The organism is Streptomyces tanashiensis (genome assembly GCF_014648895.1).
In the GTDB taxonomy this organism is placed as follows: Bacteria; Actinomycetota; Actinomycetes; order Streptomycetales; family Streptomycetaceae; genus Streptomyces; species Streptomyces tanashiensis.
In genome coordinates, this window is the sequence record NZ_BMRZ01000002.1 from 1,133,377 (window position 1) to 1,157,709 (window position 24,333).

Sequence of the window (24,333 nt, forward strand, 5' to 3'; positions counted from 1 at the left end):
GACCGCGCCCTCACCCGTACGGACGCGTCCGGTGGAGCGGAAAGAGGTTGACCGGGCGGGCGGGGCGCGCTTGTCTGCGGGGATGAGTGATCTTCGTATCGAACGGGCGCGGACCGAGGAGCAGCTCGCCGACTGGCGGGCCGTGCACAACACGATCATCCCGACGGCGGTGCTCTCCCCCGAGGACGTGCGGGAGCGTGCCGGCCGGAACCGGCTGGACGTCGCCTACCTCGGGGACGTGGCGGTGGGGTGTTCGACGGTGCGTCCGCCGGACGAGGAGACGCCGGCGGCGACCGTGATCGCGCGGACGCTGCCCGGGTACCGGGGGCGGGGCTTCGGGACCGCGCTGTACGAGCGGGGGCTCGCGCACGCGCGGACGCTGAGCGACGAGGGCGTGGAGACGGTGGTCCTCGCCTCGAACGAGGAGGGGCTGCGGTTCGCGCTGGCACGCGGTTTCGTGGAGGTCGAGCGGTACGTCCTGCCGGGTGACACGATTCCGTTCGTGGCGCTGCGTCTGGCCTGACGGGCCGCCCCGGACAGGATTCTGACGAATCGTCAGTTCTTGCTGTCACGGGTCTGGGAACCTTCGGGGCCCGGCGCTACCCTCCGCGCATGATTCGGACGGTGGTGTGGGGTACCGGAAATGTCGGGCGCGCGGCCATTCGCGCCGTGGACGCCCATCCCGGGCTCGAGCTCGCGGCCGTGCTCGTGTCCGACCCGGCCAAGGTGGGCCGGGACGCGGGCCGGCTGGCGGGGCTCGGGCGCGATCTCGGGGTGACGGCCGGCGACGACGTCGGCGCCGTGCTCGACGGGCGGCCGGGGGCGGTGGTGTACGCGGCCTCCGGCGACACCCGGCCCGACGGGGCGCTCGCCGATGTGGCCCGGGCGGTGGCGGCGGGCGCCGTGGTGGTGACGCCCGCTCTGTATCCGCTCTACGACCAGCGCAACGCGCCGCCCGAGTTCCGGGATCCGGTGCTCGCGGCGGTCGCGGAGGGGGGCGGTTCGCTCTTCGTGTCGGGCGTCGACCCGGGCTGGGGCAACGACGTGCTGCCACTGCTCGTGAGCGGTCTGGCCGCCACGGTGGACGTGATCCGCTGCCAGGAGATCTTCGACTACTCGACGTACGAGCAGGAGGAGTCGGTCCGCGAGCTGGTGGGGATGGGCCGGCCGATGGAGTACGAGCCGCCCATGCTGTGGCCCTCGGTGCCGACGATGATCTGGGGCGGACAGATACGGCTGATGGCCCGGGCGCTCGGGGCCGAGGTCGACGAGATCCGCGAGACGATGGAGCGGCGCCCGCTGGAGTCCACCGTGAAGACGCGGACGATGGGCGTCTTCGAGGCGGGCACACAGGGCGCGGTCCGCTTCGAGGTGCAGGGGATCGTCGGCGGGGAGCCCCGCATCGTGATCGAGCACGTCACCCGGATCCATCCCTCGTGCGCTCCGGACTGGCCGGAGCCGCCGGACGGGGCGGGCGCGCACCGGGTGATCGTCGAGGGGAGCCCCCGGATCGAGGTGACGGTGGCGGCGACCGACGAGGGCGAGAACCGCTCGGCGGGCGGGAACGCCACGGCGGTGGGCCGCCTCGTCGGGGCGATCGACTGGCTGGTGGCGGCGGAGCCGGGACTGTACGACGCGCTGGACGTGCCGCTGCGGCCGGCGGTCGGGAAGCTGGGAAGGAGACCACAGTGATCATCGACATTCCCGAGGGCCAGGAGCCGATCGGGTACGTGTGGGGCGACATGGTCCCGGAGATCGGGACGGCGGCGGCGAACTTCTCGCTGTCGGTGTACGCGCACACGACTCTGGGGCTGCGCGAGTTCGAGGCGGCCCGGCTGCGGATCGCGCAGATCAACGGGTGCGGGTTCTGTCTGGACTGGCGTACCGACCGGGACGGGGTGAAGGTCGAGGAGGGCTTCGACGAGGTCGTAGCGGCCTGGCGCGAGACGGAGGTCTCGGAGGCCTTCGACGAGCGGACGCGGCTCGCGGCCGAGTACGCGGAGCGGTACGCGCTGGACCACCACGGCCTGGACGAGGAGTTCTGGGCGCGGATGACGGCGCGGTACAGCCAGGCGGAGATCGTGGAGCTGACGATGAGCCTGGGCTCGTGGCTGGCGTTCGGGCGGCTCAACCGGGTGCTCGGGCTCGACACGGTGTGCGTGCTGCCGACGCACTGAGGAGCGCGAAGAGGGGCCGGCCGGGATCCCGGCCGGCCCCTCTCGCGTGGGGGCGGTCAGAAGTCCTCGGCGACGATGCGCTCGATGTTGCGTTCGGCGAGGGCGGTGATGGTGACGAAGGGGTTGACGCTGGTGTTGCCGGGGATGAGGGAGCCGTCGATGACGTAGAGGCCCTGGTAGCCGTGGAGGCGCCCGTGGTTGTCGGTGGCCCGGTCGAGGACGGCGCCGCCGAGCGGGTGGTAGGTGAGGTGGTCGCCCCAGATCTTGTACGCGCCGAAGAGGTCGGTGCGGTAGATCGTCCCCTCCTTGCTGTTGATCTTGTCGAAGATGGACTTGGCCATGTCGATGGACGTCTGCTTCCAGGCCCGGTCCCAGCTCAGGTCGACCCTGCCGGTGGCGGGGTTCCAGCTGAACTCGGCGCGGCGCGGGGTGCGGGTGATGGAGAGGTAGAAGGAGGCGTAGGTCTCGATGCCGGTGGGCAGCGGGGCGACCTCGGCGAAGGCGCCGCCGGCGTCCCAGTTGTCGATGCCCGCGGTGGGCATGGAGGACTGGAGCTTTCCGGTGGGGTCCCACATGTGGTTGGCGCGGCCGCACATGACGTTGCCGTTGTCGCCCCAGCCCTTGCCGATGTGCTCGTTGAGGGAGGGCAGGGCGCCGGTCGCCTTGAGGCGGGTGAGGAGCTTGCTGGTGCCGACGCTGCCCGCGGCGAAGAAGACCCGGTCCGCGCGGACGGTCTTCGTGACGAGGGTGGCGCCGGTGGTGTCGATCTGGTCGATGACGACGGTGTAGCCGCCGGCGGCCGCGGGGCTGACGGAGGTCACCCGGTGGAGCGGGGAGACGTTCACGCGGCCGGTGGCGGCGGCCTGGGCGAGGTAGGTCTTCTGGAGGCTCTTCTTGCCGACGTTGTTGCCGTAGATGACCTCGCCCTCCAGGGCGGACTTCTGGACGGTCCCGGCCGCCTCCTGCTTCATGTAGTCCCAGTCGTAGACGTTGGGCACGAAGACGAAGGGGAAGCCGGAGCGCTGGGCGTGCTTGCGGCCGACCCGGGCGTACTGGTAACAGTCCGCGTTCTCCCACCAGTTGACGTCCACCGAGGTGACGCCCAGGCCCGCGTTGGCGCGCGGGTAGTAGGTGGCGTACATCTCGGCCGGGTCGACGGTCGGGAGGATCGCCGGGAAGCGCTCCCGGAGCGGGGTGACGGCCATGCCGCCGTTGACGAGGGACCCTCCGCCGACACCGCGCCCCTGATAGACGGTGATGCCGGCGAAGTCCTCGGCGTCGAGGATGCCGGTGTGCACGGGCACGTCCTTGTCGAGCGGGAAGCCGAGGAACTGGCTCAGCGGCTGCTTGGTGCGGGTGCGCAGCCAGAAGGAGCGGTAGTCCGGCTTGGTGGTGTTGGCGAAGATCTTGCCGTCGGGTCCGGGGGTGTCCCAGGCCATGCCCATCTCGATCATGTGGACGTCGACGCCGGCGCGGGCGAGCCGCAGGGCGGCGACGGAGCCGCCGTAGCCGGTGCCGATGACGAGGGCGCGGACGTGCGAGCCGTCGGGGATGGGGGTGCAGTTCAGGCCGGGGACCTCGGCGCGGGCGGGGGCCGTGATCGTTCCGGCGAGGGCGGCGGCGCCGAGAACAGAACCTGTTCCCGCGAGAAATCGGCGACGACTGACCCGATGATTTCCCTGGGCGGACAGGGGATGTTCACTCATGTGATCTTCCTCACTCGCGAGTGAATGGGAACACGTTCTACGACCGCCCGCCGAGGAAGTCACGAGAAACTGCCGGGTAACTTCAGTCCGAAGAGGCCCTCTTGATCGCCTCTGCTACGTGCGCGGCGTGGGCCCGCGCCGCGGGCAGCAGCTCCGACCATTCCCCGTACTCCCCCGCCAGGTACTGGTCCCGTGCCGCCGCCAGGACCGGCCGGTGCTCCTCCGGCAGCTCCCCGAGCAGCCGGTCCGCCGCTCCGTCCTTCGAACGGATCCGGCCGGTGCGCAGGGTCGTGAGGATCCGGGCCAGGGTGAGCAGCACGTTGCGGGTGTCGCCGTCGAGGTCGGCGAGCAGCTCGGGGACGCCCGCGACGATCGCGGCCCGCAGATCGGCCTCCGGCACGGGGTCGAAGAGCGCGGACGGGCGGGGGCCGTGGAGGGAGAGGTCCCCTGCGCGGGCCATGGTGAGGAGCGGGGCGAGGTCGGGGCAGGGGGCGGGGGCGGGCGGGTGGCCCCGCTCGAAGTCCTCGCGGAGCCATTCCCCGTAGAGGTACTCGCAGACCGGCGGATAGCGCCAGGGCCGCACCTCGTCGTGGACGACCAGGCTCAGCTCGACGGGCCGCGCGGGGCCCTCGTACGCCCGCTCGCCCGAGACGGCGAGCAGGGCGTCGGTGAGGGCCCGGCGCTCTCCCCCGGTGGTGGGCCGGGTCAGGGCGACGAGGACGTCCACGTCGCTGGTGGGGCGCAGGCCGCCGAGGACGGCGGAGCCGTGGAGGCAGGCGCCGAGGACCGCGTCCTCGCCGAGCGTCTCGCGGACGATCCGCACGACCCGGCGGGCGGCCTGGTGGCCTGTGTCCTCGGGGGCGGTGTCCTTGTGAGCCATGTCCTCGCGGCCGGTGTCCTCGTGGGCGTGGGCGGGCATGCGGCGGCTCCTGGTGGGTGGCGGGCGCGGGGCCCGCCACCGTACCGGAGGCCGTGTCAGGCGAGGGCGGGGCCGGGGGCGCCGGTGAGGCGCTCGGGGGTGAGGAGCTCGGCGAGGCGATGGGCGGGCAGCAGGCCCTTCTCCACGGTGAGTTCGACGACCCCGCGGCCGGTGGCGAGCGCCTCCTGGGCGATGGCGGTGGCGGCGGTGTAGCCGAGGTGGGGGTTGAGCGCGGTGGCGAGACCGATGGAGTTCTCCACGGCCGCCCGGAGTGCCTCGGTGTTGGCGGTGATGCCGGTGACGCAGCGCTCGGCGAGGGTGAGGCAGGCGGCGCGCAGGGAGAGCAGGCTCTTGGAGAGGGCGTGGAAGATGACCGGCTCGAAGGCGTTGAGCTGGAGCTGTCCCGCCTCGGCCGCCATGGTGATGGTGATGTCGTTGCCGATCACCTCGAAGGCGACCTGGTTGACGACCTCGGGGATCACCGGGTTGACCTTGCCGGGCATGATGCTCGAACCGGCCTGCACGGGCGGCAGGTTGATCTCGCCGAGGCCCGCGCGCGGCCCCGAGGAGAGCAGCCGCAGGTCGTTGCAGGTCTTGGAGAGCTTGACCGCGATGCGCTTGAGGACGCCGGACAGCTGGACGAAGGCGCCGCAGTCCTGGGTGGCCTCGATGAGGTTGGCGGAGGTCACGAGCGGCAGGCCGGTCAGTTCGGCGAGGCGGCGACGGGCCGTCTCGGCGTAGCCGGGGGCGGCGTTGAGGCCGGTGCCGATGGCGGTGGCCCCGAGGTTGATCTCGTGGATGAGCTCGATCGCCTCGGCGAGCCGGCCGCGGTCCTCCTCCAGCATCACCGCGTACGTGGAGAACTCCTGGCCCAGCGTCATGGGCACCGCGTCCTGGAGCTGGGTGCGGCCCATCTTCACGACCTCGCGGAACTCCAGGGCCTTGGCGGCGAAGGCGTCCTGGAGGACGGCCATGGCCTTCAGGAGCTCACGGGCGGCCCCGATCGCGGCGATGCGGATCGCGGTCGGGTAGACGTCGTTGGTGGACTGGCCGAGGTTGACGTCCTCGTTGGGGTGGAGCCGCGCGTAGTCGCCCTTGGCGTGGCCGAGGAGCTCCAGGGCCCGGTTGGCGACGACCTCGTTGGCGTTCATGTTGGTCGAGGTGCCCGCGCCGCCCTGGACGACGTCCACGACGAACTGGTCGTGGAGGTGTCCCGTACGGATCTCCCGGCAGGCGCCGGCGATGGCGGCGGCCTTGTCGGAGGGGAGCAGGCCGAGCTCCTCGTTGGCGCGGGCGGCCGCCTCCTTGACGGCGGCGAGCGCGTCGATCAGCAGGGGGTAGACCGAGATCGGCGTGCCGGTGATGGCGAAGTTCTCGGTGGCGCGCAGCGTGTGGACGCCCCAGTAGGCGTCGGCGGGGACGTCCCGGTCGCCGAGCAGATCGTGCTCACGGCGGACGGGGAGGTCGTGCGGGGCCGGTGCGGGAACCATGAGGGGCCGTCCTTGGGAGGTGCGGGGAGGGGAGGGTGTGGGGAGGTGGTGGCGCACGGGGCGCCAAGGTGTTCGCGGCGCCTCCGCGCCACAGCGCCCGGGATCCGAACGCCCACGCGCGGGGGCGTCCGGGATCCGAGGCCTCCGTGCGGGCGCGTCCGGGATCCGACGGCCGTCACGCGTGCGCGTGAGATCCGGCGGGCGTCACGCGTGCGCGTGGACCCGGCCGTCGGTTCCGGGCACGGCGGAGCCGCCGGGCCGGCCCGGCGAGGTGGCGCGCAGGCGGGGAGGCTTGATTCCGGCTCGCGGGCGGGCGTGGGGGCGCCGTCCGCGAGCCGGGGTTCTGGGGTGTACGCCGGGCGGTGCGGGCGCTACGCGCGGGCGGCGACGGCGGAGGCCGAGCGGGAGCCGCCGGTGGCGAGGGCCGGTTCGGCGCGGACCGGCCCTTCGAGGAGGCGGCGCAGGAGGGCGGTGCTCCGGGCGGGGTCGCCCGCTCCGGTGGCACCTTCGGCGAGGAGTGTGGCGAGGAGGGCGATCCGCGCCTGGCCGGCCCGGAGCGTGCCGGTGAGCAGGGCCCCGGAGGCGACGAGGTCGACCGCGCCGCCGCCGGTGTATATCTCGGCCAGCGGTCCCGCGGGGACGCGGGTGGTCACGGCGACGAGGACGCCCTGGGCGACCGCGTCCGCCACGGCTTCGGCGATCTCGGGGGTGGCGTTGCCCGCGCCGGTGGCGACGAGGACGATGCCGCGGGCACCGGCGGCGACGGCCGCGTTCAGCAGGAACGGGTCGCCGTCGGAGTGGTGCGTGATGATGTCGACCCGGGGCAGCGGGGTGGCGTCGGAGCCGGTGGCGCCGGGGTCCGCGGTCCGCGCCGCGGCCGGCAGGGGCAGCGGGGCGGGGCGCTCCGGCTGCCGCTCGATGTCGACGCGGGAGAACCCGACGCGGCCGAGGCGCTCGGCGGAGGGGTCGGAGAAGGCGTCGGCGGCGAGGGTCTGGGTCTTCACGGTGCCGCGCGCCGCGTGGACGCGTCCGTCGAAGACGACGAGGACGCCGAGGTCGCGGACGGTGGCGGCGACCTGGAGCGCGTCGTAGAGGTTGCCGGGGCCGTCGCCGTCGCCGGTGCCGAAGGGGCGCTGGGCGCCGGTGAGGACGACCGGGCGGGAGTCGGCGTGGTGGAGATCCAGGAGGAAGGCCGTCTCCTCCAGGGTGTCGGTGCCGTGGGTGACCACGATGCCGTCGACACCGGGGTCGGCGAAGGTCTCCTGGACGGTGCGCAGCAGGGCGAGCTGGTGGGCCGAGGTCATGCGGGAGCTGTTCACGTTGAAGAGGTCGACGACCTCGACGGTGACGCCCTCCGGGAGGGGGGCGGTGGCGAGGACGTCGTCGCCCGAGGCGTCGGCCGCGTAACCGGTGCCCTGCCAGCGGCTGGCGATCGTGCCGCCGGTGCTGATGACGACGATCCGGCGCTGTCCCCCGTCGTTCGTCCGCTTCATGCCTGCCGTCCTTACTCCGTACCCATATCTCCTGCGCTCGCAACGATAGGTCAGGGGGCGCGCAAGGCGATTGCGAAATCAGCCCCTGCTTTGTTTCATCGTGGTAGATAATTGCGCCATGGACCGAATCGATCTCCACATCTTGCGCGAGCTCCAGAACGACGGCCGGCTGAGCAACCAGGAGCTGGCCCAGCGGGTCGGCCTCAGCCCCTCGCCCTGCCTGCGCCGGGTGCGCCAGCTGGAGCAGGACGGGGTGATCCAGGGCTACCGGGCGATCATCGACCCGGCGGCGGTGGGGCGCGGCTTCGAGGTCCTCGTCTCGGTGGAGGTGCGGCGGGACCGGGAGACGGTGGAGGCCTTCGAGGAGGCGCTCCAGGACGTGCCGGACGTGATCGAGGCGTACCGGCTGTTCGGGAGCCCGGGCTGCCTGCTGCGGATCGCGGTGGCGGACCTCGCGGCCTACGAGCGGCTGTGGATCGAGCGCCTGACGACACTGGCCGGGGTCACCGAGGTCAACTCACAGATCATCATGAAGCGGATCAAGGAGCCGAAGGGGATGCCGGTGGAGCTCCGGGGCGCCTGAGGTCTCGACGGCGCCGAGGGGCGGGGCGGTTCCGCCCTATACGAGAACGTCATGGAACAGCCTCCTCCTCGTTACATGACAGGTACCTGACGTGTGCCACTCTCCCGATGACACGAAGTCAACACGCGTAGACAGCGTTGGCGTTGAGCCGGCGCCCGCCGTCCCACGCGTGCCGTCCCCGGGAAAGGGCCCCCCATGTCCGTTGTGCGGATCGGCAGATGGAAGGTGTGGGCGGCGGCCGTCGCCGCCACCCTCGTCGGCATCACGCTCCCCGCGGTCACCGCGACTCCCGCGAGCGCCACGACCACCGCGTACGACTCCACGTACTACAAGAACGCGATCGGCAAGACCGGCACGAGCCTCAAGTCCTCGCTGCACACCATCATCAGCAGCCAGAGCAAGATCTCGTACGACGCGGTCTGGAACGCGCTGAAGAACACCGACCAGGACCCGAACAACACCAACAACGTGATCCTGCTCTACAGCGGCGTCTCGCGCAGCAAGTCCCTCAACGGCGGCGCCGTGGGCGACTGGAACCGCGAGCACACCTGGGCCCAGTCGCACGGCAACTTCGGCACCTCGGCCGGCCCCGGCACCGACCTGCACCACCTGCGCGCCTGCGACGTGCAGGTCAACAGCACCCGCGGCAACAAGGACTGGGACACCGGCGGCAGCGCGGTCAGCGGCGCGCCCGGCAGCTACACGGACAGCAACTCCTTCGAGCCGCGCGACGCGGACAAGGGCGACGTGGCCCGCATGATCCTCTACATGGCCGTCCGCTACGAGGGCGGTGACGGCTGGCCGGACCTGGAGCCCAACGAGTCGTCCACCAACGGCAGCGTCGCCTTCCACGGCCGCCTCTCGGTGCTGAAGCAGTGGAACGAGCAGGACCCGCCGAGCACCTTCGAGGAGCGCCGCAACGACGTCATCTACTCCACCTACCAGGGCAACCGGAACCCGTTCATCGACCACCCCGAGTGGGTCGAGGCGATCTGGTAGTCCCGGCGCCACGGAAGTGACGGAGCCGGGCCGGGGTGCGGCGCACCCCGGCCCGGCTCCCGCCATGTCGGCCCCTACGCCTGACCGCTTCCGGCGCCTTCAAACCCGAAATCGCGGATGGTCTCACGTTATTGAAAGACCGATTGCGACAACACGGATGCGTTATCCATACGTTATAAACGGTGCTTTTGGCCGCTTCTGACCACATTTGCCGCGCACTCGGGAGCGGTTTCCCGCCACGGAGAGCGTCGGCTCATCTATCACGCTCACCACGCCCCGAACAAGACCTCAGCCCCAGGAAGTTCAGCGGTCCGCTCGGTAGCTTCGGCGCCCATGACCACTGCCCCCCTGACATCCCCGACCAGCGGCGTCTCCGTCGGCCCGGCCGAGATCACGGACGGCGCCGAGCTCTGGCGGATCGCCCGCGGCTCGGGAGAACTCGACCTCAACTCGCCGTACAGCTATCTGCTGTGGTGCCGCGACTTCGCCGACACGACCGCCGTCGCCCGTGACGCCTCCGGACGACCGGTCGGCTTCGTCACCGGCTACCTGCGGCCGGACGAGCCGGGGACGCTCTTCGTCTGGCAGGTCGCCGTGGACGGTTCGCGCCGCGGAACCGGGGTAGCCGGGACCCTGCTCGACGCTCTGTCCGCCCGGGTGGCGGCCGAGCACGGACTCGAACGGGTGGAGGCCACCGTCACCCCGGGGAACCTGGCGTCCGACCGGCTCTTCCGGTCCTACGCCCGACGGCACGGGACGGACCTGACACGCGAGGTCCTCTTCCCGTCCGCCTCCTTCCCCGTGGCCGGACACGAGGCCGAGGTGCTGTACCGCATCGGCCCCCTCGGACCCCCGTCGGCCTGAGCCGGCTCCGCACCACACCCCCGCACCACACCCTGGAGAAGAGACTTCGTGACCCTGACCGACATCGCCGCCCCCTCCGTCTTCGAGACCGTCGAATCCGAGGTCCGCAGCTACTGCCGTGCCTGGCCCGTCGTCTTCGAACGCGCCAGTGGGAGTAGGCTGTACGACGAGGACGGCCGTCCGTACCTGGACTTCTTCGCCGGGGCCGGCTCGCTCAACTACGGCCACAACAACCCGGTGCTCAAGCGCGCCCTCCTCGACTACCTCGCCGACGACGGCATCACCCACGGCCTCGACATGTCGACGACCGCCAAGCGCGCCTTCCTGGAGACCTTCCGCACGACCGTCCTGGAGCCCCGCGCCCTGCCCTACAAGGTGATGTTCCCCGGCCCCACCGGCACCAACGCCGTGGAGGCCGCCCTCAAACTCGCCCGCAAGGTCACGGGACGCCAGACGGTCGTCTCCTTCACCAACGCCTTCCACGGCATGTCGCTCGGCTCGCTGGCCGTCACCGGCAACGCCGCCAAGCGCGCCGGAGCGGGCGTCCCGCTGCACCACGCCGCCCGGATGCCCTTCGACGACTACCTCGACGGACAGGTCACCGACTTCCTCTGGTTCGAGCGGCTTCTGGACGACGCCGGCTCCGGCCTCGACCACCCGGCGGCCGTGATCGTCGAGACCGTCCAGGGCGAGGGCGGCATCAACGTCGCACGGGCCGAGTGGCTGCGCGCCCTGGCGGAGCTCTGCCGCCGGCACGGGATGCTCCTCATCGTCGACGACATCCAGATGGGCTGCGGACGCACCGGCGACTTCTTCTCCTTCGAGGAGGCGGGCATCACGCCCGACATCGTCACCCTGTCCAAGTCCATCAGCGGCTACGGCCTGCCCATGTCCCTCTGCCTCTTCCGCCCGGAACTGGACCTGTGGGAGCCCGGCGAGCACAACGGCACCTTCCGCGGCAACAACCCCGCCTTCGTCACCGCCACGGCCGCCCTCGACGCCTACTGGCGCGACGGCACCCTGCGCGAGCGCACCCTGAGCCGGGCCGACCGGGTGGAGCGCGCCCTGCTGGACCTGTGCGGCGACGACGCGGGCACCGGCCTCGCGGTGCGCGGCCGCGGCCTCGTGTGGGGGCTGGAGTTCGCCGACGGGGAGCGCGCCGAGGCCGTGTGCCGCCGGGCCTTCGAGACCGGTCTGCTCCTGGAGACCTCCGGGCCGCGCGGCGAGGTGGTCAAGCTGCTGCCCCCGCTGACCGCGACGGACGACGAACTCGACGAGGGTCTCGGGATCCTGGCCCGCTCCGTCCGCCACGCCGCCGCCCGCACCGCCGCCTGAACGCCCCTCGACCGAAAGGCCACCGCCCATGATCGTCCGCTCCTTCGACGAGCTGGAGAACACCGACCGGCACGTGCGGGCCGCGTCCGGGACCTGGGAGAGCAAGCGCATCGTCCTCGCCCGCGAACAGGTCGGCTTCTCCCTCCACGAGACCGTGCTGTACGCCGGGACCGAGACCTCCATGTGGTACGCCCACCACGTCGAGGCCGTCGTCTGCACCGCCGGCGAGGCGGAGCTCACCGACCACGAGACCGGGCGCACGTACACGATCCTGCCCGGAACGATGTACCTGCTCGACGGGCACGAGCGCCACACCCTCAAGGTCGAGCGGGACTTCCGCTGCCTGTGCGTCTTCAACCCGCCCGTCACCGGGCGCGAGGACCACGACGAGAACGGCGTCTACCCGCTGCTCACCGAACCCGGCCCCGGCCAGGCCTGAGACCGGCCCGCGCCCCCGACGAGTCCGTACGCGAAAGGAAGGCACCCCGCCCCATGGCCTCCGCACCCACCCGTCCCGTCGACCTCTACCCCACCCGCGGTCCCCGGGAGGAGCTCATCGGCCGCAAGGACCCCGTCGTGTGGTCCGAGCCCGGCACACCAGGACCCTTCTGGGCCCGTGAGCTCGACGAGTACGACCGCGACGGCTTCGTCACGGTCGACCAGATCGTCACCCCGGACGAGATCGACGAGCTCCGCGCCGAACTGGACCGGCTCGTCGCCGATCCCGCCGTACGGGCGGACGAGCGGGCCGTGGTCGAGCCCCGCTCCCAGGAGATCCGCTCCGTCTTCGAGGTGCACCGGATCAGCGAGGTCTTCGGCCGGCTGGCCGAGGACCCGCGGGTCCTCGGCCGGGCCCGCCAGATCCTCGGCTCCGACGTGTACGTCCACCAGTCGCGGGTCAACGTCAAGCCCGGCTTCGGCGCCAGCGGCTTCTACTGGCACTCCGACTTCGAGACCTGGCACGCCGAGGACGGCCTGCCCCGGATGCGGACCGTCTCCGTGTCGATCGCGCTCACCCCGAACCACACCACCAACGGCAGCCTGATGGTCATGCCCGGCTCGCACCGCACCTTCCTGGGCTGCGCGGGCGAGACGCCCAGGGACAACTACAAGCGGTCGCTGCGGATGCAGGACGCCGGGACACCGTCCCACGAGGCGCTCACCACCTTCGCCGACGCCTGCGGCATCCGGCACTTCACGGGCCCGGCGGGATCGGCCACCTGGTTCGACTGCAACGCCCTCCACGGCTCGGGCGACAACATCACCCCGTACCCCCGGAGCAATGTGTTCCTCGTCTTCAACAGCGTCGAGAACGCCCCGGAGGCCCCCTTCGCCGCCCCCGTCCGGCGGCCCTCCTTCATCGCCGCACGCCCGGGTGAGCGGTCGTGACCGGCGCCGCGCCACTCGACCGCCGCCGCTTCCTCGGCCGGGCCTCGCTCCTCGGCGGTCTCGCCCTCGCGGCCGGGCCGCTCACCGCGTGCACCCGCGTCCAGGCGGGGACGGGAGCGCCCGGGGACGAGGGGAATCTCCTTGCGCACCTGCGCGAACAGGGCTTCGTGCGCGTGGGGTTCGCGGGTGAGGCACCGTACGGCTTCCAGGACGGCGGCGAGCTCGCCGGTGAGGCGCCGACGCTCCACCGCGAGATCTTCACGGCGCTCGGCGTGCGCGCACTGCGCCCGACGCTCACGGAGTTCGGGGCGCTGATCCCCGGACTGCTCGCCGGACGGTTCGACGTGGTCAGCGCGGGCATGGCGATCACCCCGGAGCGCTGCGCCAAGGTCGCCTTCTCCGAGCCGGAGTTCGTCTCCCCCACCGCCCTCATGGTCCGCCGGGGCGACCCGAAGGGCCTGAGCGATCTGAAGTCCTGCGCGGCGAAGGGCGCCACCGTCGGGGTGCTGACCGCGGCGGTGGAGGCGTCCTACGCGAAGGCGGCGGGAGTGCCGGAGGGGTCGGTGAAGACGCTGGCCAAGCAGCAGGACGGGCTGGACGCCCTCCTGGCCGGCCGGATCGACGCCTTCGCGCTCACCGCCATCTCGCTGCGCTGGCTCGCCCGGACGAACTCGGGCGCGCCGGTGGAGGTGGGTGAGGCCTTCGTCCCGGTGGTCGGCGGCGCCCGGCAGCTCGGCGCGGGCGGGGCCGTGTTCCGGCCGGGGGCGACCGCGCTCCGGGACGCCTTCGACCGGGAGCTCCGGAAGATCACCGGCTCGCCCGAGCGGTTCGTCGGGCTCGTCGGGAAGTACGGCTTCACCGCCCGCGAGGTGCCGCCGCGTTCGCTGCGCACCGCCGACCTGTGTGCCGGGTGAGGGGCGCGCGGCGTGGCTGACCTCCTTCCCGTCGCGGCCGGCTTCCTTCCCGAGCTCCGGAGGGCGCTGCCCCGGCTCGCCGAGGGGGTCCTGGTCACGGTCGAGGCCACGGTGCTCGGCGCGGCGCTCGCCCTGGTCCTCGCCTACGCCCTCGGGCTGCTGTCCCGGTCGGACCGGCTGCCGGTGCGGGGCGGAGCCCGGCTCGTCGTGGAGTTCTTCCGGGGGACCTCGCTGTACGTGCAGCTGTTCTGGCTGTTCTTCGCGCTCCCGATGCTCGGCTTCCGGCTGGAACCGCTCGCCTGCGCGGTGCTCGCGCTCGGACTCAACTACGGGGCCTACGGCGCCGAGGTGGTGCGGGGCGCGGTGGCGGCGGTCCCCCGCGCCCAGACCGAGGCGGGGATCGCGCTCGGCATGGGCGCGGGTCTGCGGCTGCGGCGGGTCGTCCTGCCGCAGGCGCACGCCCTGATGGTCGCGCCGTTCAAGAACCTGCTCGTGCAGCTCCTGAAGGCGACGCCGCTGCTCTCGCTGGTCACGGTCCCCGACCTCACCTTCCAGATCGACCAGTTGCGCTCGTCGACGGGTGCGACGGCCGCCTCGTACCTGCTGCTCCTCGGGCTGTACTTCGGCATGGCCGTCGTGCTGAGCCTCCTCATGAACGCCCTGGAACGGGCGGCGAAGGCCCGGCTCGGGCAGGAAGGCGGTGCCTGATGTGGGACGGGGAGGCGGCCCGGGCCGCGCTGCCCGCCGTACTGGAGGGGTTCGGCGTGACCGTCCTGGCGACCGTGCCCGCGTTCGGCGTCGCCCTGGTCCTCGGGCTCGTGCTCGCCCTGACCCAGCGGGCGGGCCCCTCCTGGCTGGCGCTTCCGGTGCGCGGGGCGGCCTCGTTCGTCCGCTCGACGCCGCTCCTGGTGCAGCTGTTCGCGGCCTGGGTGCTGGTGCCCTCGCTCGACGCGCCGGTGCTCGGCGTCCTGGTGCTCGGCACCCATTACGCCACGTACCTCTCCGAGGTGTACCGGACGGGCATCGACGCCGTGCCGAAGGGACAGTGGGAGGCCTGCACGGCGCTGTCGCTGCCGCGGCGGCGGACGTGGCGGGCGGTCGTGCTGCCGCAGGCCGTCCGCAACGTGCTGCCGCCGCTGGGGAACTACGCGGTGTCCATGTTCAAGGAGACGCCCCTGCTCTCGGTGATCACGGTGCACGAGATGGTCCACGAGGCGAACACCTTCGGGAGTGCGCACTTCGCCTATCTGGAGAGCTTCACCCTGGCCGCCGCGGTGTTCCTGCTCGCGAGCTGGCCCACGTCCGTGCTCGTACGACGACTGGAGGCACGCCTTGCCCACTGAGGACCGGGAAGACCTGACAGCGCGGGCGGATCCGGTGGCGCCCGCGGCCACGGCCGATCCGATGGCGCCCGCGGCCCCGGCGGTCCGCTTCGACCGGGTCACCAAGCGGTACGGCGACCGCACGGTGCTCGACGGCCTCGATCTGGAGGTCGGACGCGGGGAGCGCGTGACGCTGATCGGCCCCAGCGGCTCGGGGAAGACGACGATCCTCAGGCTCCTCATGACCCTGGAGCGGGTCACGGACGGCGTCATCCACCTGGACGGGGAGCCCTTCTCCCACATGCCGGGAGGCTCGCGCGGGAAGCTGGTGCCGGCGAACGAACGCCATCTGGCGGTGCGCCGGCGCCGGATCGGCATGGTCTTCCAGCAGTTCAACCTCTTCCCGCACATGAGTGTCCTGGAGAACATCGTCGAGGCGCCCGTCCATGTCCTCGGCGAGAGCCGGGAGGACGCGGGCCGCAGAGCACGGGACCTGCTCGAACTGGTCGGCCTCGGGGACAGGGCCGACGCCCGGCCGACCCGGCTCTCCGGCGGCCAGCAGCAGCGCGTGGCCATCGCCCGCGCCCTCGCGATGCGGCCCGGGATCCTGCTCCTCGACGAGGTGACGTCCGCGCTCGATCCGGAGCTGGTGGCGGAGGTGCTCGACGTGCTGCGGGACGTCGCGCGCTCCACCGACATCACCCTGCTGTGCGTGACGCACGAGATGGGCTTCGCCCGGGACGTCTCCGACCGGATCCTGATGTTCGACCGGGGCCGGATCGTCGAGTCCGGCCCGGCCGACGAGCTCCTGGAATCGCCCGCGCACGAGCGCACCCGCGCGTTCCTCGGCTCGGTCCGGTGAGAGCCGGCGGGGGGATCGCCGGGTCCCCTCGCCGAGGCATCAGTCCGGTGTGACCGGGCAGACGAGTCCCATCACCCCCTGACACATCGGGAGAAAGGGACCCGCGATGAACAGCCGGAGCGAAACCCGGTCCCGCACCTGGGACGCCGTCGAGCGGGTCGGAACGTCACCGCTCCTCACACCGGCGCAGGCCCGGCAGCTGGTCCGTCGTACGGTCACGGCCCTCGGCCCCCTGCGGGCCTCCCAGGTCGACGACCTGCTGCTCGTCACCTCGGAGCTGGTCACGAACGCCCACCGCCACGGGGGCGGGGTCACCTCCTTCGGGATCGCCGTGGGCTGCGACCGGGTCACCGTCTCCGTGGCCGACTCCAGCGGGGAGCCGCCGCGCCACGAGCTCCGCGAGGAGCTGCGGCCCGGCGGCTTCGGCTGGCCGATCGTGCTGCGCCTGTGCCGCGAGGTGACGGTGGACACGCGGCCGGACGGCAAGACCGTCCACGCGGCGGTGACGGTCGACCGCTGAGGCGGACCGCGGCGGTGCGGCCCCTCAGGCGTCCGCCGGGCGGGCGGCGGGCCGCTCCGGAGGACCGTGCAGGTGTACGGAGGCGGGGCCGCCGGTCGTGCGGTGGCGGTCGGCCCAGGACTCCAGCGCGGCCCGGCAGGCGTGGTCGAGGTGGTGGAGCCCGGAGAGGTCCAGCACGACCGGGCGGTCGCGCGGCAGGGCTTCGAGGGTGTCGAGGATCGTGGGCAGCCGCAGGAAGGTCACGGTGCCCGACAGGCCGACGCGCACCGGTCCCTCGCCCTCGTCGGTGTGGTCGACGCGGAGGTGGGAGGCGTCCCAGGCCGCTTTGGCGACGGAGACGACGAGTCCGATGAGGACGCCTTCGAGCATGTTCAGGGTGACGATCGCCAGGGCCGTCACCACGAGGACCAGCGCTTCGCCGCGGTGGCCGCGCCACAGGCCGAGGAGCCCCCTGAAGGGGATGAGCTTCCAGCCGGCGTGGACGAGGATCCCGGCGAGCGCCGCGAGCGGGACGTACTCCAGGGTGCCCGGCAGCAGGGCGGCGAAGAGCAGCAGCCACAGTCCGTGGAGGACGCGGGACGCCTTGGTCCTGGCGCCCGCCTGGACGTTGGCCGAGCTGCGGACGATCACGGCGGTCATGGGCAGTGCCCCGAGCAGGCCGCAGAGTGTGTTGCCGAACCCCTGGGCGAGGAGTTCCTTGTCGTAGTCGGTGGGCGGTCCGTCGTGCAGCCGGTCCACGGCGGCGGCGCTGAACAGGGACTCCGCGGAGGCGATCAGCGCGAAGGCGAGGACGGTGCCGAGCAGGGCGAGGTCGGCCAGGGCGGCGATCCCGTCCGCTCCCGGGAGCCCCACGGCGTCCAGTACCCCGCTCACGCGGACGGTCGCGACCGGAAGGTCGAACAGGGCGGTCGCGAGCGCCGCGAGGAGGACGGCGACGAGTGCGCCGGGGACGGCCCGCGCCCGGCGGGGCAGGTGCCGCCAGCCGACGATCACGAGGATCGTGGCGGCGGCGACAGCGAGCGGGACGAGGGTGGCGCCGCTCGTCACCGCGCGCCCGAGGGCGGCCGGCAGTCCCGCGAGCCGGGCCGGGCCGGAGGCGGGGGCGGGGAGGCCGGCCGCGGCGTAGAGCTGGCCGGCCACGATGACGAGGCCGATCCCGGCGAGCATGCCCTCGACGACGGACAGGGAGATGGCCCGGAACCAACGGCCCCAGCGCAGCAGGCCCATGACGACCTGGAGCAGGCCGGCGAGGAGCACGACGACGCCGAGCGCGGCGGGTCCCAGCGTGCGGACCGCGTCGAGGACGAGGACGGTGAGACCGGCGGCGGGGCCGGAGACCTGGAGGCTGCTGCCCCGCATGAGGCCGGTGACGACGCCGCCGACGATGCCGGTGACGAGACCGAGTTCGGCGGGGACGCCGGAGGCGACGGCCACGCCGATGCAGAGGGGCAGCGCGACGAGGAAGACGACGAGGGAGGCGGCGAAGTCCTGCCGGAGGTACGGAAAGGAGAAGGCCATACACGGGGTGATACGCCCTCGGCGGGCCCGTTCCGGACGACTCCGGGCCGCCCGGTGGTTTCCGACCGGAACCGGCCGGAACGTGACGCGATCACCCCCGGGGAAGGCGCTCGGGGGCGCGGACCGGCGGGGCGCACCGGACCGCAGGCGCCCGCACACGCGATCAGCCGGAGGGCGTACGGTCCCCACGCCGGGGCGCAGGGCGGAACCGACCGGTCCCGGCGCGCGGGCGGGCGGTCTCACCACCAGTACGCGGGGTACCTCGGTGCGGCGCGGCGGATGCGGGAGGCGGCGTAGGCGGTGAGCACGAGCAGCACCGTGGCCCCGAACAGCAGGGGGACGAACCGGCCGGGTGCGGGGGCCTGGAGCACGATGACGACGGCGGTCGCGCAGGCCGGCGAGTGCGGGGTCCGGGCCAGGGTGGTCAGCGCCAGGGTGACTCCGGCGGCGACGGCGGCGGCCCAGGCGCTGCCGTGCGCGGCGACGGCCGCCACGGTGTAGCCGGCGGCGGCGCCGAGGAGGTGGCCGACGATCACGCTGCGGGGCTGGGCCAGGGGCAGTGCGGGGGCGCAGTGCACGAGCGCGGCGCTGGCGGCCAGCGGGGGTATCAGCACGGGCTCGTGGATGAGCGCGCCGAGGGCGACGAGCCCGAGGAGGGCGGCGGTCGCGGCGCTGACGCTGTGGAAGGCGGCGACGGGCGCGGGACGGGCCGGGGCGCGCCCCGCGATCCACGGCAGGCGTGGTTCCCGGGGGGCGGCGGAGCCGGTGTCGGGGGCGGTGTCGGGACGCGGTGCGGCGTCGGTGCTCATGGGATGCGCGGTTTCCGGGGCAGGCGGCCGTGGGCCGGGCGGGACGGGGACGGGGTGGTCGTACGGGTCCCTGTGGTCGACAGTCGGCCCGGTCTCACGCCTGAGCCTGGTGCGGCGGCGCGACCTGGCACCACTCTAACCAGCGGTTTCGCCACGGCGCGGGCGGGGTCGGAGGCAAGATCGCCTCATGACCGACACCGCGCCCTCCTTCCGCCTCCTTCCCGGAGCTCCTGACTCCCCCGTCCTCCTCCATGTGCCGCACTCCTCGCGGGAGGTGCCTCCGGACGTGCGCGAGGGGATCCTGCTCGGCGACGAGGAGCTGGCCCTTGAGCTGGACCACATCACGGACTCCCACACGGCGGAGATCGCCGCCGTGGCCGCGGCGGCGGCCGGCACGGCGCCCTGGCGGTTCGTCAACGGGCTCTCGCGGCTCGTCGTCGACCCGGAGCGCTTCCCGGACGAGCGCGAGGAGATGCTGTCCGTCGGGATGGGCGCGGTGTACACCCGCACCACCCACCACGAGGCGCTCCGCCCCGAGGGGTTCGACGCGGGGCCGCTTCTCGACCGGTACTTCGCCCCGTACGCCCGGGCCATGACGGAGGCCGTGGCCGAGCGCCTGGCCGTGGCGGGGCGGGTGGTGATCGTCGACGTCCACTCGTACCCGACCGCGCGGCTGCCGTACGAGCTGCACGGCGAGGGTCCGCGCCCGCCGGTCTGCCTCGGCACGGACGCCTTCCACACACCGCCGGCGCTGCTCGACGCGGCGCGGGAGGCGTTCGGCGGTTTCGGCGGCGTCGGGACGGACAGTCCCTTCGCCGGGACGTACGTGCCGCTGGCGCACTACGGCCGGGATCCGCGGGTGAGCGCCCTGATGGTGGAGATCCGCCGCGATCTCTACATGAGCGAGCCGGGCGGGCCCGCGGGCCCGGGCGCCGAGGCCCTCGGGAGGGCGCTGGGCGCCCTCGTCGACGCGGTGGCCTGAGGGACGGCCCGCCGGATCGGCGGGCCGTCCCTCCCAGCGGGTGGCCGGGCCCGATCGGCGTAAAATCGGGTAGATGAACCCACTCCGCTACGAGCTGGTGTTCTCCGACAGCACGGGCTCGGCCCAGGACGTCGTGATCGTGGAGCGCACACCCTTCACGGGGTCCGGAGGCCATCCGGTCTACAGCGACGCCACCGGCATCATCCGGGCCGAGATCAGCGACCGGGACGAGGTACGCATCCTCGCGTCGGGCGGCCATCAGCAACCCACCCGGAGCGTGCTGGCCCGCCCGCTCCCGGACACCGATCCGAAGGATCCCGCCGGCTCCGCCGCCTGACGCCGCGCGGCCCTGGCCCTCATGCTTTCGGTTCGCTCCGGACCCCGCCGACGGCCGCGCCCGCAGCACCCGAGTACCGGTACGACGTAACTCCGCGTGCGCACCCCGGCCACTCTCGGCAGCTCATGGGGCCGGTTGTCGGCGTCGGAAACCTGCCAGACGATGGCGCCCGTTCCTGCTGGACTAGGGGTCACACCCCCCACGTGATGACCAACTCAGGACGGGATTCATGTCCACAGCAACCACCCTTTCTGTCCGATCTCCCGCATCGCCGGACCGCTCGCCTTTCATCTCCTGGCTGGCCGTCATTTCCGTAATGCTGGGGATCTTCTCCATCGTCACGACCGAGATTCTTCCGATCGGCCTTCTCACGTCGATCGGATCGAGTTTCACCATTTCGGACGGAATGGCTGGTCTCATGATGACCATGCCGGGATTCCTCGCCGCGGTCTCGGCCCCTGTGGTCACGGTGGCCACAGGACGTATCGACCGGCGGGTCATGCTGGGCGTGTTCATCCTTCTGCTGGCGCTGGCCAACTTCCTTGCCGCCGCCGCGTCGAGCTACTGGCTGGTCCTGGTCTCCCGCGTCATGGTGGGCGTCACCATCGGCGGCTTCTGGTCCATCGGGGCCGGACTCGCCGGTCAGCTGGTTCCCGCGAAGTCCGTGGGCCGAGCGACCTCGGTGATCTTCTCCGCCGTACCGCTCGGCTCCGTACTCGGAGTACCGCTGGGCACGTTCATCGGCGACATCGCGGGCTGGCGGACGGCGTTCCTCGTCATGGGCGGCTTCACGCTGGCCGTCCTCGTGCTGCTCCTCCTGGTCGTCCCGCCCCTCCCCTCCGACCAGGCGACGCGCCTCGATGTCCTCGGCGGCATGCTCCGAAGCGTCAACACCCGCTTCGCCCTGGTCATGACCTTCCTCGTCGTGCTCGCCCACTTCGGCACGTACACCTACGTCACCCCGTTCCTGGAGCAGGTGACCCACGTCAGTTCGGGTCTCATCACCATCTACCTGCTCGTCTACGGTGCGGCCGGCATCGCCGGCAACTTCCTCGGCGGATCCACGGTGGGCCGCCATCCGCGGTCCACCTTCGCCGCGGCGGCGGCCCTCATCGCCGCCGCGACCCTGCTCCTGCCCGTCCTGGGACAGTCGGACGCCGGCGCGGTGGCGCTGCTGGTCGTCTGGGGCGTCGCCTACGGTGCCGTACCGGTCTGCTCCCAGACGTGGTTCTCCAAGGCCGCCCCCGACTCCCCCGAGGCGTCCTCCGTCCTCTTCACCGCCTCCTTCCAGGCCACCATCTCCATCGGGGCCCTGGCGGGAGGGGCCGTGCTCGACCGCACCTCGCCCTCCACGGTGATGGTGCTGGGCGGGCTGGCGGCCGTCCTGACGGTTCTCGTGGCCTGGGCCCACTGGGCGGGGAGGTTCACATGGCCGAAGTCCTCCTAGCCCGGCAAGAGGTGCCTCCACTTCCCCTTCTCGGACCACCTCTGTGAGCCAGGTGCGCACGAGGGTGCCAGAGCGTTCCGCCGATCTGATTGGGCGATACATGTCACGGCTGGGAGGCCACGCGGGTGACGGGGTGGACGACTTCGTCGGCACTGCCGTGGCGTTCGGTCATTCCGTCCCACGAGGCGAGAGAGTAGGCGGGATTTTCGGCCGGCCCGACCCGGAGCCCCCTCGACATCGGCAACCGGGCGTGCTTCGCCGCCCGACCCGCCCACTCGTCCGCAGGGGAACGCATCCATGACCGACACTGGCACGTCCTACCGTGGCCTCCGCGCCCTGGTCATCAATTGCACGCTCAAGCGTTCGCCGGAGCGGAGCCACACTCAGGGGCTGATCGACATCAGTCGCGGGATCATGGAGCGCCAGGGCGTCGCGGTCGAGGTGCTGCGAGCGGTGGATCTCGACATCGCGACCGGTGTGTGGCCCGACATGACGGAGCACGGCTGGGAGACCGACGAGTGGCCCGTCATCTACTCGAAGGTCATGGCCGCAGACATCCTCACCTTGGCGGGACCTGTATGGCTGGGAGACAACTCTTCCGTCATGAAGAAGGTGATCGAGCGTCTGTACGCCTGCTCGTCGATCCTCAACGAGAGCGGCCAGTACGCCTACTACGGTCGCGTGGGCGGCTGCCTGATCACCGGCAACGAGGACGGCGCCAAGCACTGCGCGATGAACGTCCTCTACAGCCTCCAGCACCTCGGATACGTGATCCCGCCGCAGGCCGACGCGGGGTGGGTCGGCCCGGCCGGCCCCGGGCCGTCGTATCTCGACCCCGGTTCCGGCGGTCCGGAGAACGACTTCACCAACCGCAACACCACCTTCATGACCTGGAACCAGCTGCACCTGGCCCGCATGCTCAAGGACGCCGGCGGCATCCCCGCCCACGGCAACCAGCGCTCCGAGTGGGACGCCGGCTGCCGCTTCGACTTCGAGAACCCCGAACACCGCTGAGCAGGCGGCGGGGGATACGGATCTACGGGTCAGTGGTGCGCCTCCTCGGGGAGAATCGCAGGCCGAGGCGGCCCGGTCGGCCGGTCAGCTCGTCGCGCGGACCGCGGCCCTGATCAGGTCGGCGACCCTTGTGGGCTCGGAGAGGGCGACGGCGTGCGAGGCGTCCGGGAGTTCGACCACGACGGCTCCGGCGCGTGCGGCGCCGAAGCGCTGGACCTCGGGGCCGATCGTGCGGTCGGCCCCGGCCACCAGGGCCCAGGACGGTTTCGTCCGCCATGCCGCCACGGCCACGGTCTCGGTGAACGCGGCTGTCGCGAGAGGACGTTGGGCCGCCGCCAGGACGCCGGCGACGTCCTCGGGCACGTCCGCCGCGAAGACCGAGGGAAAGGCCGTCTCCTCGATGATGACCTCGACCGCATGGGCGCCGTCGTGGAGCGGGTAGGTCCACTCCTTCAGGTTGCCCGTCAGGGGAGGATCGGGGAAGCTCCCCTGGAGCCGGCCGAGGCTCTCGCCCTCATGGGGCACGTAGGCGGCCACGTAGACGAGCCCCACGACGTTCTCCGCGGCGCCTGCCACGGTGATCAGCGCACCACCGTACGCGTGGCCGACGAGTACGGCCGGACCCTCGACCTGCGTCAGGACGGAGGCGAGGTAGGCGGCGTCCGACGCCAGGCCCCGGAGCGGGTTCGGCGGGGCGATCACCGGGATACCGCTGCTCCGCAGTTCCGCGATGACGCCTATCCAGCCGGTCGCGTCGGCGAAGGCACCGTGTACGAGGACGACGGTGGGGTTGGGCATGCGAGTTCTCTTCTCGGTGTCGGGCATGACGGCGCGCACGCGTCTCAGCGCCTTCGCCGGTCCTGGGTATCGTCGGTCGTCGGCGCGAAGGCCGAGGTGGCCAGCGCCTGCCATTCGGTCGGGCTCATGCCGTAGGCGCCGCGGAACGTGCGGCTGAAGTGCGAGGGGCTGCTGAAGCCCCAGCGATGCGCCACCGCGGCCATCGTGATCTTCCGGGTGGAGCGGCCCAGCTCGAACCGGCAGGACTCGAGCCTGCGCTGCCGTACCCACTGGCTCACCGTGCTGCCGTCGTTCTGGAACAGCTTCTGCAGGTACCGGACGGAGATGTGGTGGGCACGTGCGATCGACTCCGGTGAGAGGTCCGGGTCCATCAGGTGTTCTTCGATGTGGGCGTGGATACGGGACAGCAGCTCGTGGCCGGCCCCGTAGTGGGCGTCGGCCGCGTCCGTCGTGTCCGCTTCGAGGAGCTCCACGACCAGGACGGAGAGGAGGTGTACGGCTGTCCGGGCGCGCCGGTCCCCGATCGTGGACCGGCGGAACTCGGCCCTCGCGGCGAGCGCGGTCAGGAAGTCGGACGCCAGCGCCCCGATGCCGTCCCCGCCGCGTACGGGCACGCCGAGCACCTGGTCGAGTTCCGACTCCGTGACACCCAGATAGCAGCGGGGCACCCGGAAGAAGATCATCTGGCAGTCCTCGCCGAAGCGCAGCAGGTGCCGTCGCGCCGGGTCGCAGAAGACCAGGTCGTTCGGCTCCAGCAGGGTCCTGGCGCGCCCGTGGACGACGGTGACGGGCCCACGGACGTGGACGCCGAGGTAGACGTGGTTCCGGTCGTTCGTGTCCGGCATCTCGGAGAGC

Annotated in this window: 27 protein-coding genes; 18 read left to right on the forward strand and 9 right to left on the reverse strand. The window is 72.2% G+C overall.

Annotated features, from left to right (window positions below; all coding sequences use genetic code 11):
- Window positions 1–82: 82 nt before the first annotated feature.
- The 3 genes from IE237_RS10530 to IE237_RS10540 all read left to right on the forward strand — a co-directional run bounded on the left by IE237_RS10530 (window position 83) and on the right by IE237_RS10540 (window position 2,177).
- Complete coding sequence (locus IE237_RS10530; RefSeq protein ID WP_189801525.1) at window positions 83–523, forward strand: GNAT family N-acetyltransferase; 441 nt, start codon at window positions 83–85, stop codon at window positions 521–523.
- Window positions 524–612: 89 nt separating this feature from the next.
- The gene (locus IE237_RS10535) at window positions 613–1,692 is read left to right on the forward strand and encodes an NAD(P)H-dependent amine dehydrogenase family protein (protein WP_189801526.1); all 1,080 of its coding nucleotides are present in this window, start codon (window positions 613–615) and stop codon (window positions 1,690–1,692) included.
- Window positions 1,689–2,177: a carboxymuconolactone decarboxylase family protein gene (locus IE237_RS10540; protein ID WP_189801527.1), complete on the forward strand. Its 489-nt coding sequence runs from the start codon at window positions 1,689–1,691 to the stop codon at window positions 2,175–2,177. The genes IE237_RS10535 and IE237_RS10540 overlap by 4 nt, the downstream gene beginning before the upstream one ends.
- A 56-nt stretch (window positions 2,178–2,233) precedes the next feature.
- On the opposite strand, the gene IE237_RS10545 is transcribed toward IE237_RS10540, so the two are convergent.
- From IE237_RS10545 to IE237_RS10560, 4 genes are all read right to left on the reverse strand, one after another.
- Window positions 2,234–3,883, reverse strand: a complete 1,650-nt coding sequence (locus IE237_RS10545; protein WP_189801528.1) for a GMC oxidoreductase — start codon at window positions 3,881–3,883, stop codon at window positions 2,234–2,236.
- An 82-nt stretch (window positions 3,884–3,965) separates the two neighbouring features.
- Window positions 3,966–4,763, reverse strand: a complete 798-nt coding sequence (locus tag IE237_RS10550; RefSeq protein ID WP_189801663.1) for an aminoglycoside adenylyltransferase family protein — start codon at window positions 4,761–4,763, stop codon at window positions 3,966–3,968.
- Between the two features lie 95 nt (window positions 4,764–4,858).
- Window positions 4,859–6,292, reverse strand: a complete 1,434-nt coding sequence (locus IE237_RS10555; RefSeq protein ID WP_189801529.1) for an aspartate ammonia-lyase — start codon at window positions 6,290–6,292, stop codon at window positions 4,859–4,861.
- 371 nt (window positions 6,293–6,663) lie between these two features.
- Window positions 6,664–7,785: an asparaginase gene (locus IE237_RS10560; RefSeq protein WP_189801530.1), complete on the reverse strand. Its 1,122-nt coding sequence runs from the start codon at window positions 7,783–7,785 to the stop codon at window positions 6,664–6,666.
- A 118-nt stretch (window positions 7,786–7,903) separates the two neighbouring features.
- Here IE237_RS10560 and IE237_RS10565 point away from each other — a divergent pair, with 118 nt between their 5' ends.
- From IE237_RS10565 to IE237_RS10615, 11 genes are all read left to right on the forward strand, one after another.
- A complete protein-coding gene (locus tag IE237_RS10565) occupies window positions 7,904–8,368 on the forward strand; it encodes an Lrp/AsnC family transcriptional regulator (protein WP_189801531.1) in 465 nt (154 codons plus the stop codon).
- A 195-nt stretch (window positions 8,369–8,563) separates the two neighbouring features.
- Window positions 8,564–9,367 carry an endonuclease I family protein gene (locus tag IE237_RS10570; protein WP_189801532.1) on the forward strand — a complete coding sequence of 268 codons (804 nt, stop codon included), beginning with the start codon at window positions 8,564–8,566 and terminating at the stop codon, window positions 9,365–9,367.
- A 333-nt stretch (window positions 9,368–9,700) separates the two neighbouring features.
- Complete coding sequence (gene ectA, locus IE237_RS10575) at window positions 9,701–10,231, forward strand: diaminobutyrate acetyltransferase (protein ID WP_189801533.1); 531 nt, start codon at window positions 9,701–9,703, stop codon at window positions 10,229–10,231.
- A gap of 48 nt (window positions 10,232–10,279) precedes the next feature.
- Window positions 10,280–11,566 (forward strand): diaminobutyrate--2-oxoglutarate transaminase, encoded by a 1,287-nt coding sequence (gene ectB / locus IE237_RS10580; protein ID WP_189801534.1) that lies wholly within the window; start codon window positions 10,280–10,282, stop codon window positions 11,564–11,566.
- 28 nt (window positions 11,567–11,594) lie between these two features.
- Entirely contained in the window at window positions 11,595–12,005 is a 411-nt protein-coding gene (locus tag IE237_RS10585) for an ectoine synthase (RefSeq protein ID WP_189801535.1), read from the forward strand.
- Window positions 12,006–12,058: 53 nt separating this feature from the next.
- A complete protein-coding gene (thpD, locus tag IE237_RS10590; RefSeq protein ID WP_189801536.1) occupies window positions 12,059–12,955 on the forward strand; it encodes an ectoine hydroxylase in 897 nt (298 codons plus the stop codon).
- The gene (gene ehuB / locus IE237_RS10595) at window positions 12,952–13,869 is read left to right on the forward strand and encodes an ectoine/hydroxyectoine ABC transporter substrate-binding protein EhuB (RefSeq protein WP_189801537.1); all 918 of its coding nucleotides are present in this window, start codon (window positions 12,952–12,954) and stop codon (window positions 13,867–13,869) included. The genes thpD and ehuB overlap by 4 nt, the downstream gene beginning before the upstream one ends.
- A 12-nt stretch (window positions 13,870–13,881) precedes the next feature.
- Window positions 13,882–14,577 (forward strand): ectoine/hydroxyectoine ABC transporter permease subunit EhuC, encoded by a 696-nt coding sequence (gene ehuC, locus IE237_RS10600; protein ID WP_229842522.1) that lies wholly within the window; start codon window positions 13,882–13,884, stop codon window positions 14,575–14,577.
- Entirely contained in the window at window positions 14,577–15,212 is a 636-nt protein-coding gene (ehuD, locus tag IE237_RS10605; RefSeq protein WP_189801538.1) for an ectoine/hydroxyectoine ABC transporter permease subunit EhuD, read from the forward strand. The genes ehuC and ehuD overlap by 1 nt, the downstream gene beginning before the upstream one ends.
- Window positions 15,213–15,273: 61 nt before the next feature.
- Window positions 15,274–16,053, forward strand: a complete 780-nt coding sequence (ehuA, locus tag IE237_RS10610; protein ID WP_189801665.1) for an ectoine/hydroxyectoine ABC transporter ATP-binding protein EhuA — start codon at window positions 15,274–15,276, stop codon at window positions 16,051–16,053.
- Between the two features lie 106 nt (window positions 16,054–16,159).
- A complete protein-coding gene (locus IE237_RS10615) occupies window positions 16,160–16,573 on the forward strand; it encodes an ATP-binding protein (RefSeq protein WP_189801539.1) in 414 nt (137 codons plus the stop codon).
- A gap of 24 nt (window positions 16,574–16,597) precedes the next feature.
- On the opposite strand, the gene IE237_RS10620 is transcribed toward IE237_RS10615, so the two are convergent.
- Together IE237_RS10620 and IE237_RS10625 are read right to left on the reverse strand one after the other, a co-directional pair.
- A complete protein-coding gene (locus IE237_RS10620) occupies window positions 16,598–18,091 on the reverse strand; it encodes a SulP family inorganic anion transporter (protein WP_189801540.1) in 1,494 nt (497 codons plus the stop codon).
- Window positions 18,092–18,330: 239 nt separating this feature from the next.
- Complete coding sequence (locus IE237_RS10625) at window positions 18,331–18,900, reverse strand: HPP family protein (protein WP_189801541.1); 570 nt, start codon at window positions 18,898–18,900, stop codon at window positions 18,331–18,333.
- A 187-nt stretch (window positions 18,901–19,087) separates the two neighbouring features.
- Here IE237_RS10625 and IE237_RS10630 point away from each other — a divergent pair, with 187 nt between their 5' ends.
- Window positions 19,088–19,882: an N-formylglutamate amidohydrolase gene (locus IE237_RS10630; protein WP_189801542.1), complete on the forward strand. Its 795-nt coding sequence runs from the start codon at window positions 19,088–19,090 to the stop codon at window positions 19,880–19,882.
- 73 nt (window positions 19,883–19,955) lie between these two features.
- Entirely contained in the window at window positions 19,956–20,219 is a 264-nt protein-coding gene (locus tag IE237_RS10635; RefSeq protein ID WP_189801543.1) for a DUF6296 family protein, read from the forward strand.
- A gap of 183 nt (window positions 20,220–20,402) precedes the next feature.
- Here IE237_RS10635 and IE237_RS40655 read toward each other — a convergent pair whose 3' ends face one another.
- Complete coding sequence (locus IE237_RS40655) at window positions 20,403–20,648, reverse strand: hypothetical protein (protein WP_229842561.1); 246 nt, start codon at window positions 20,646–20,648, stop codon at window positions 20,403–20,405.
- On the opposite strand from IE237_RS40655, the gene IE237_RS10640 reads away from it, so the two are divergent.
- Entirely contained in the window at window positions 20,536–21,666 is a 1,131-nt protein-coding gene (locus IE237_RS10640; RefSeq protein ID WP_229842523.1) for an MFS transporter, read from the forward strand. The genes IE237_RS40655 and IE237_RS10640 overlap by 113 nt on opposite strands.
- Window positions 21,667–21,963: 297 nt before the next feature.
- Window positions 21,964–22,680: a flavodoxin family protein gene (locus tag IE237_RS10645; protein ID WP_189801545.1), complete on the forward strand. Its 717-nt coding sequence runs from the start codon at window positions 21,964–21,966 to the stop codon at window positions 22,678–22,680.
- 84 nt (window positions 22,681–22,764) lie between these two features.
- Here the strand turns inward: IE237_RS10645 and IE237_RS10650 are convergent, their stop codons facing one another.
- A complete protein-coding gene (locus IE237_RS10650; protein ID WP_189801546.1) occupies window positions 22,765–23,478 on the reverse strand; it encodes an alpha/beta fold hydrolase in 714 nt (237 codons plus the stop codon).
- A 44-nt stretch (window positions 23,479–23,522) separates the two neighbouring features.
- Entirely contained in the window at window positions 23,523–24,323 is an 801-nt protein-coding gene (locus tag IE237_RS10655; protein WP_229842526.1) for a helix-turn-helix domain-containing protein, read from the reverse strand.
- Between the last annotated feature and the right edge of the window lie 10 nt (window positions 24,324–24,333).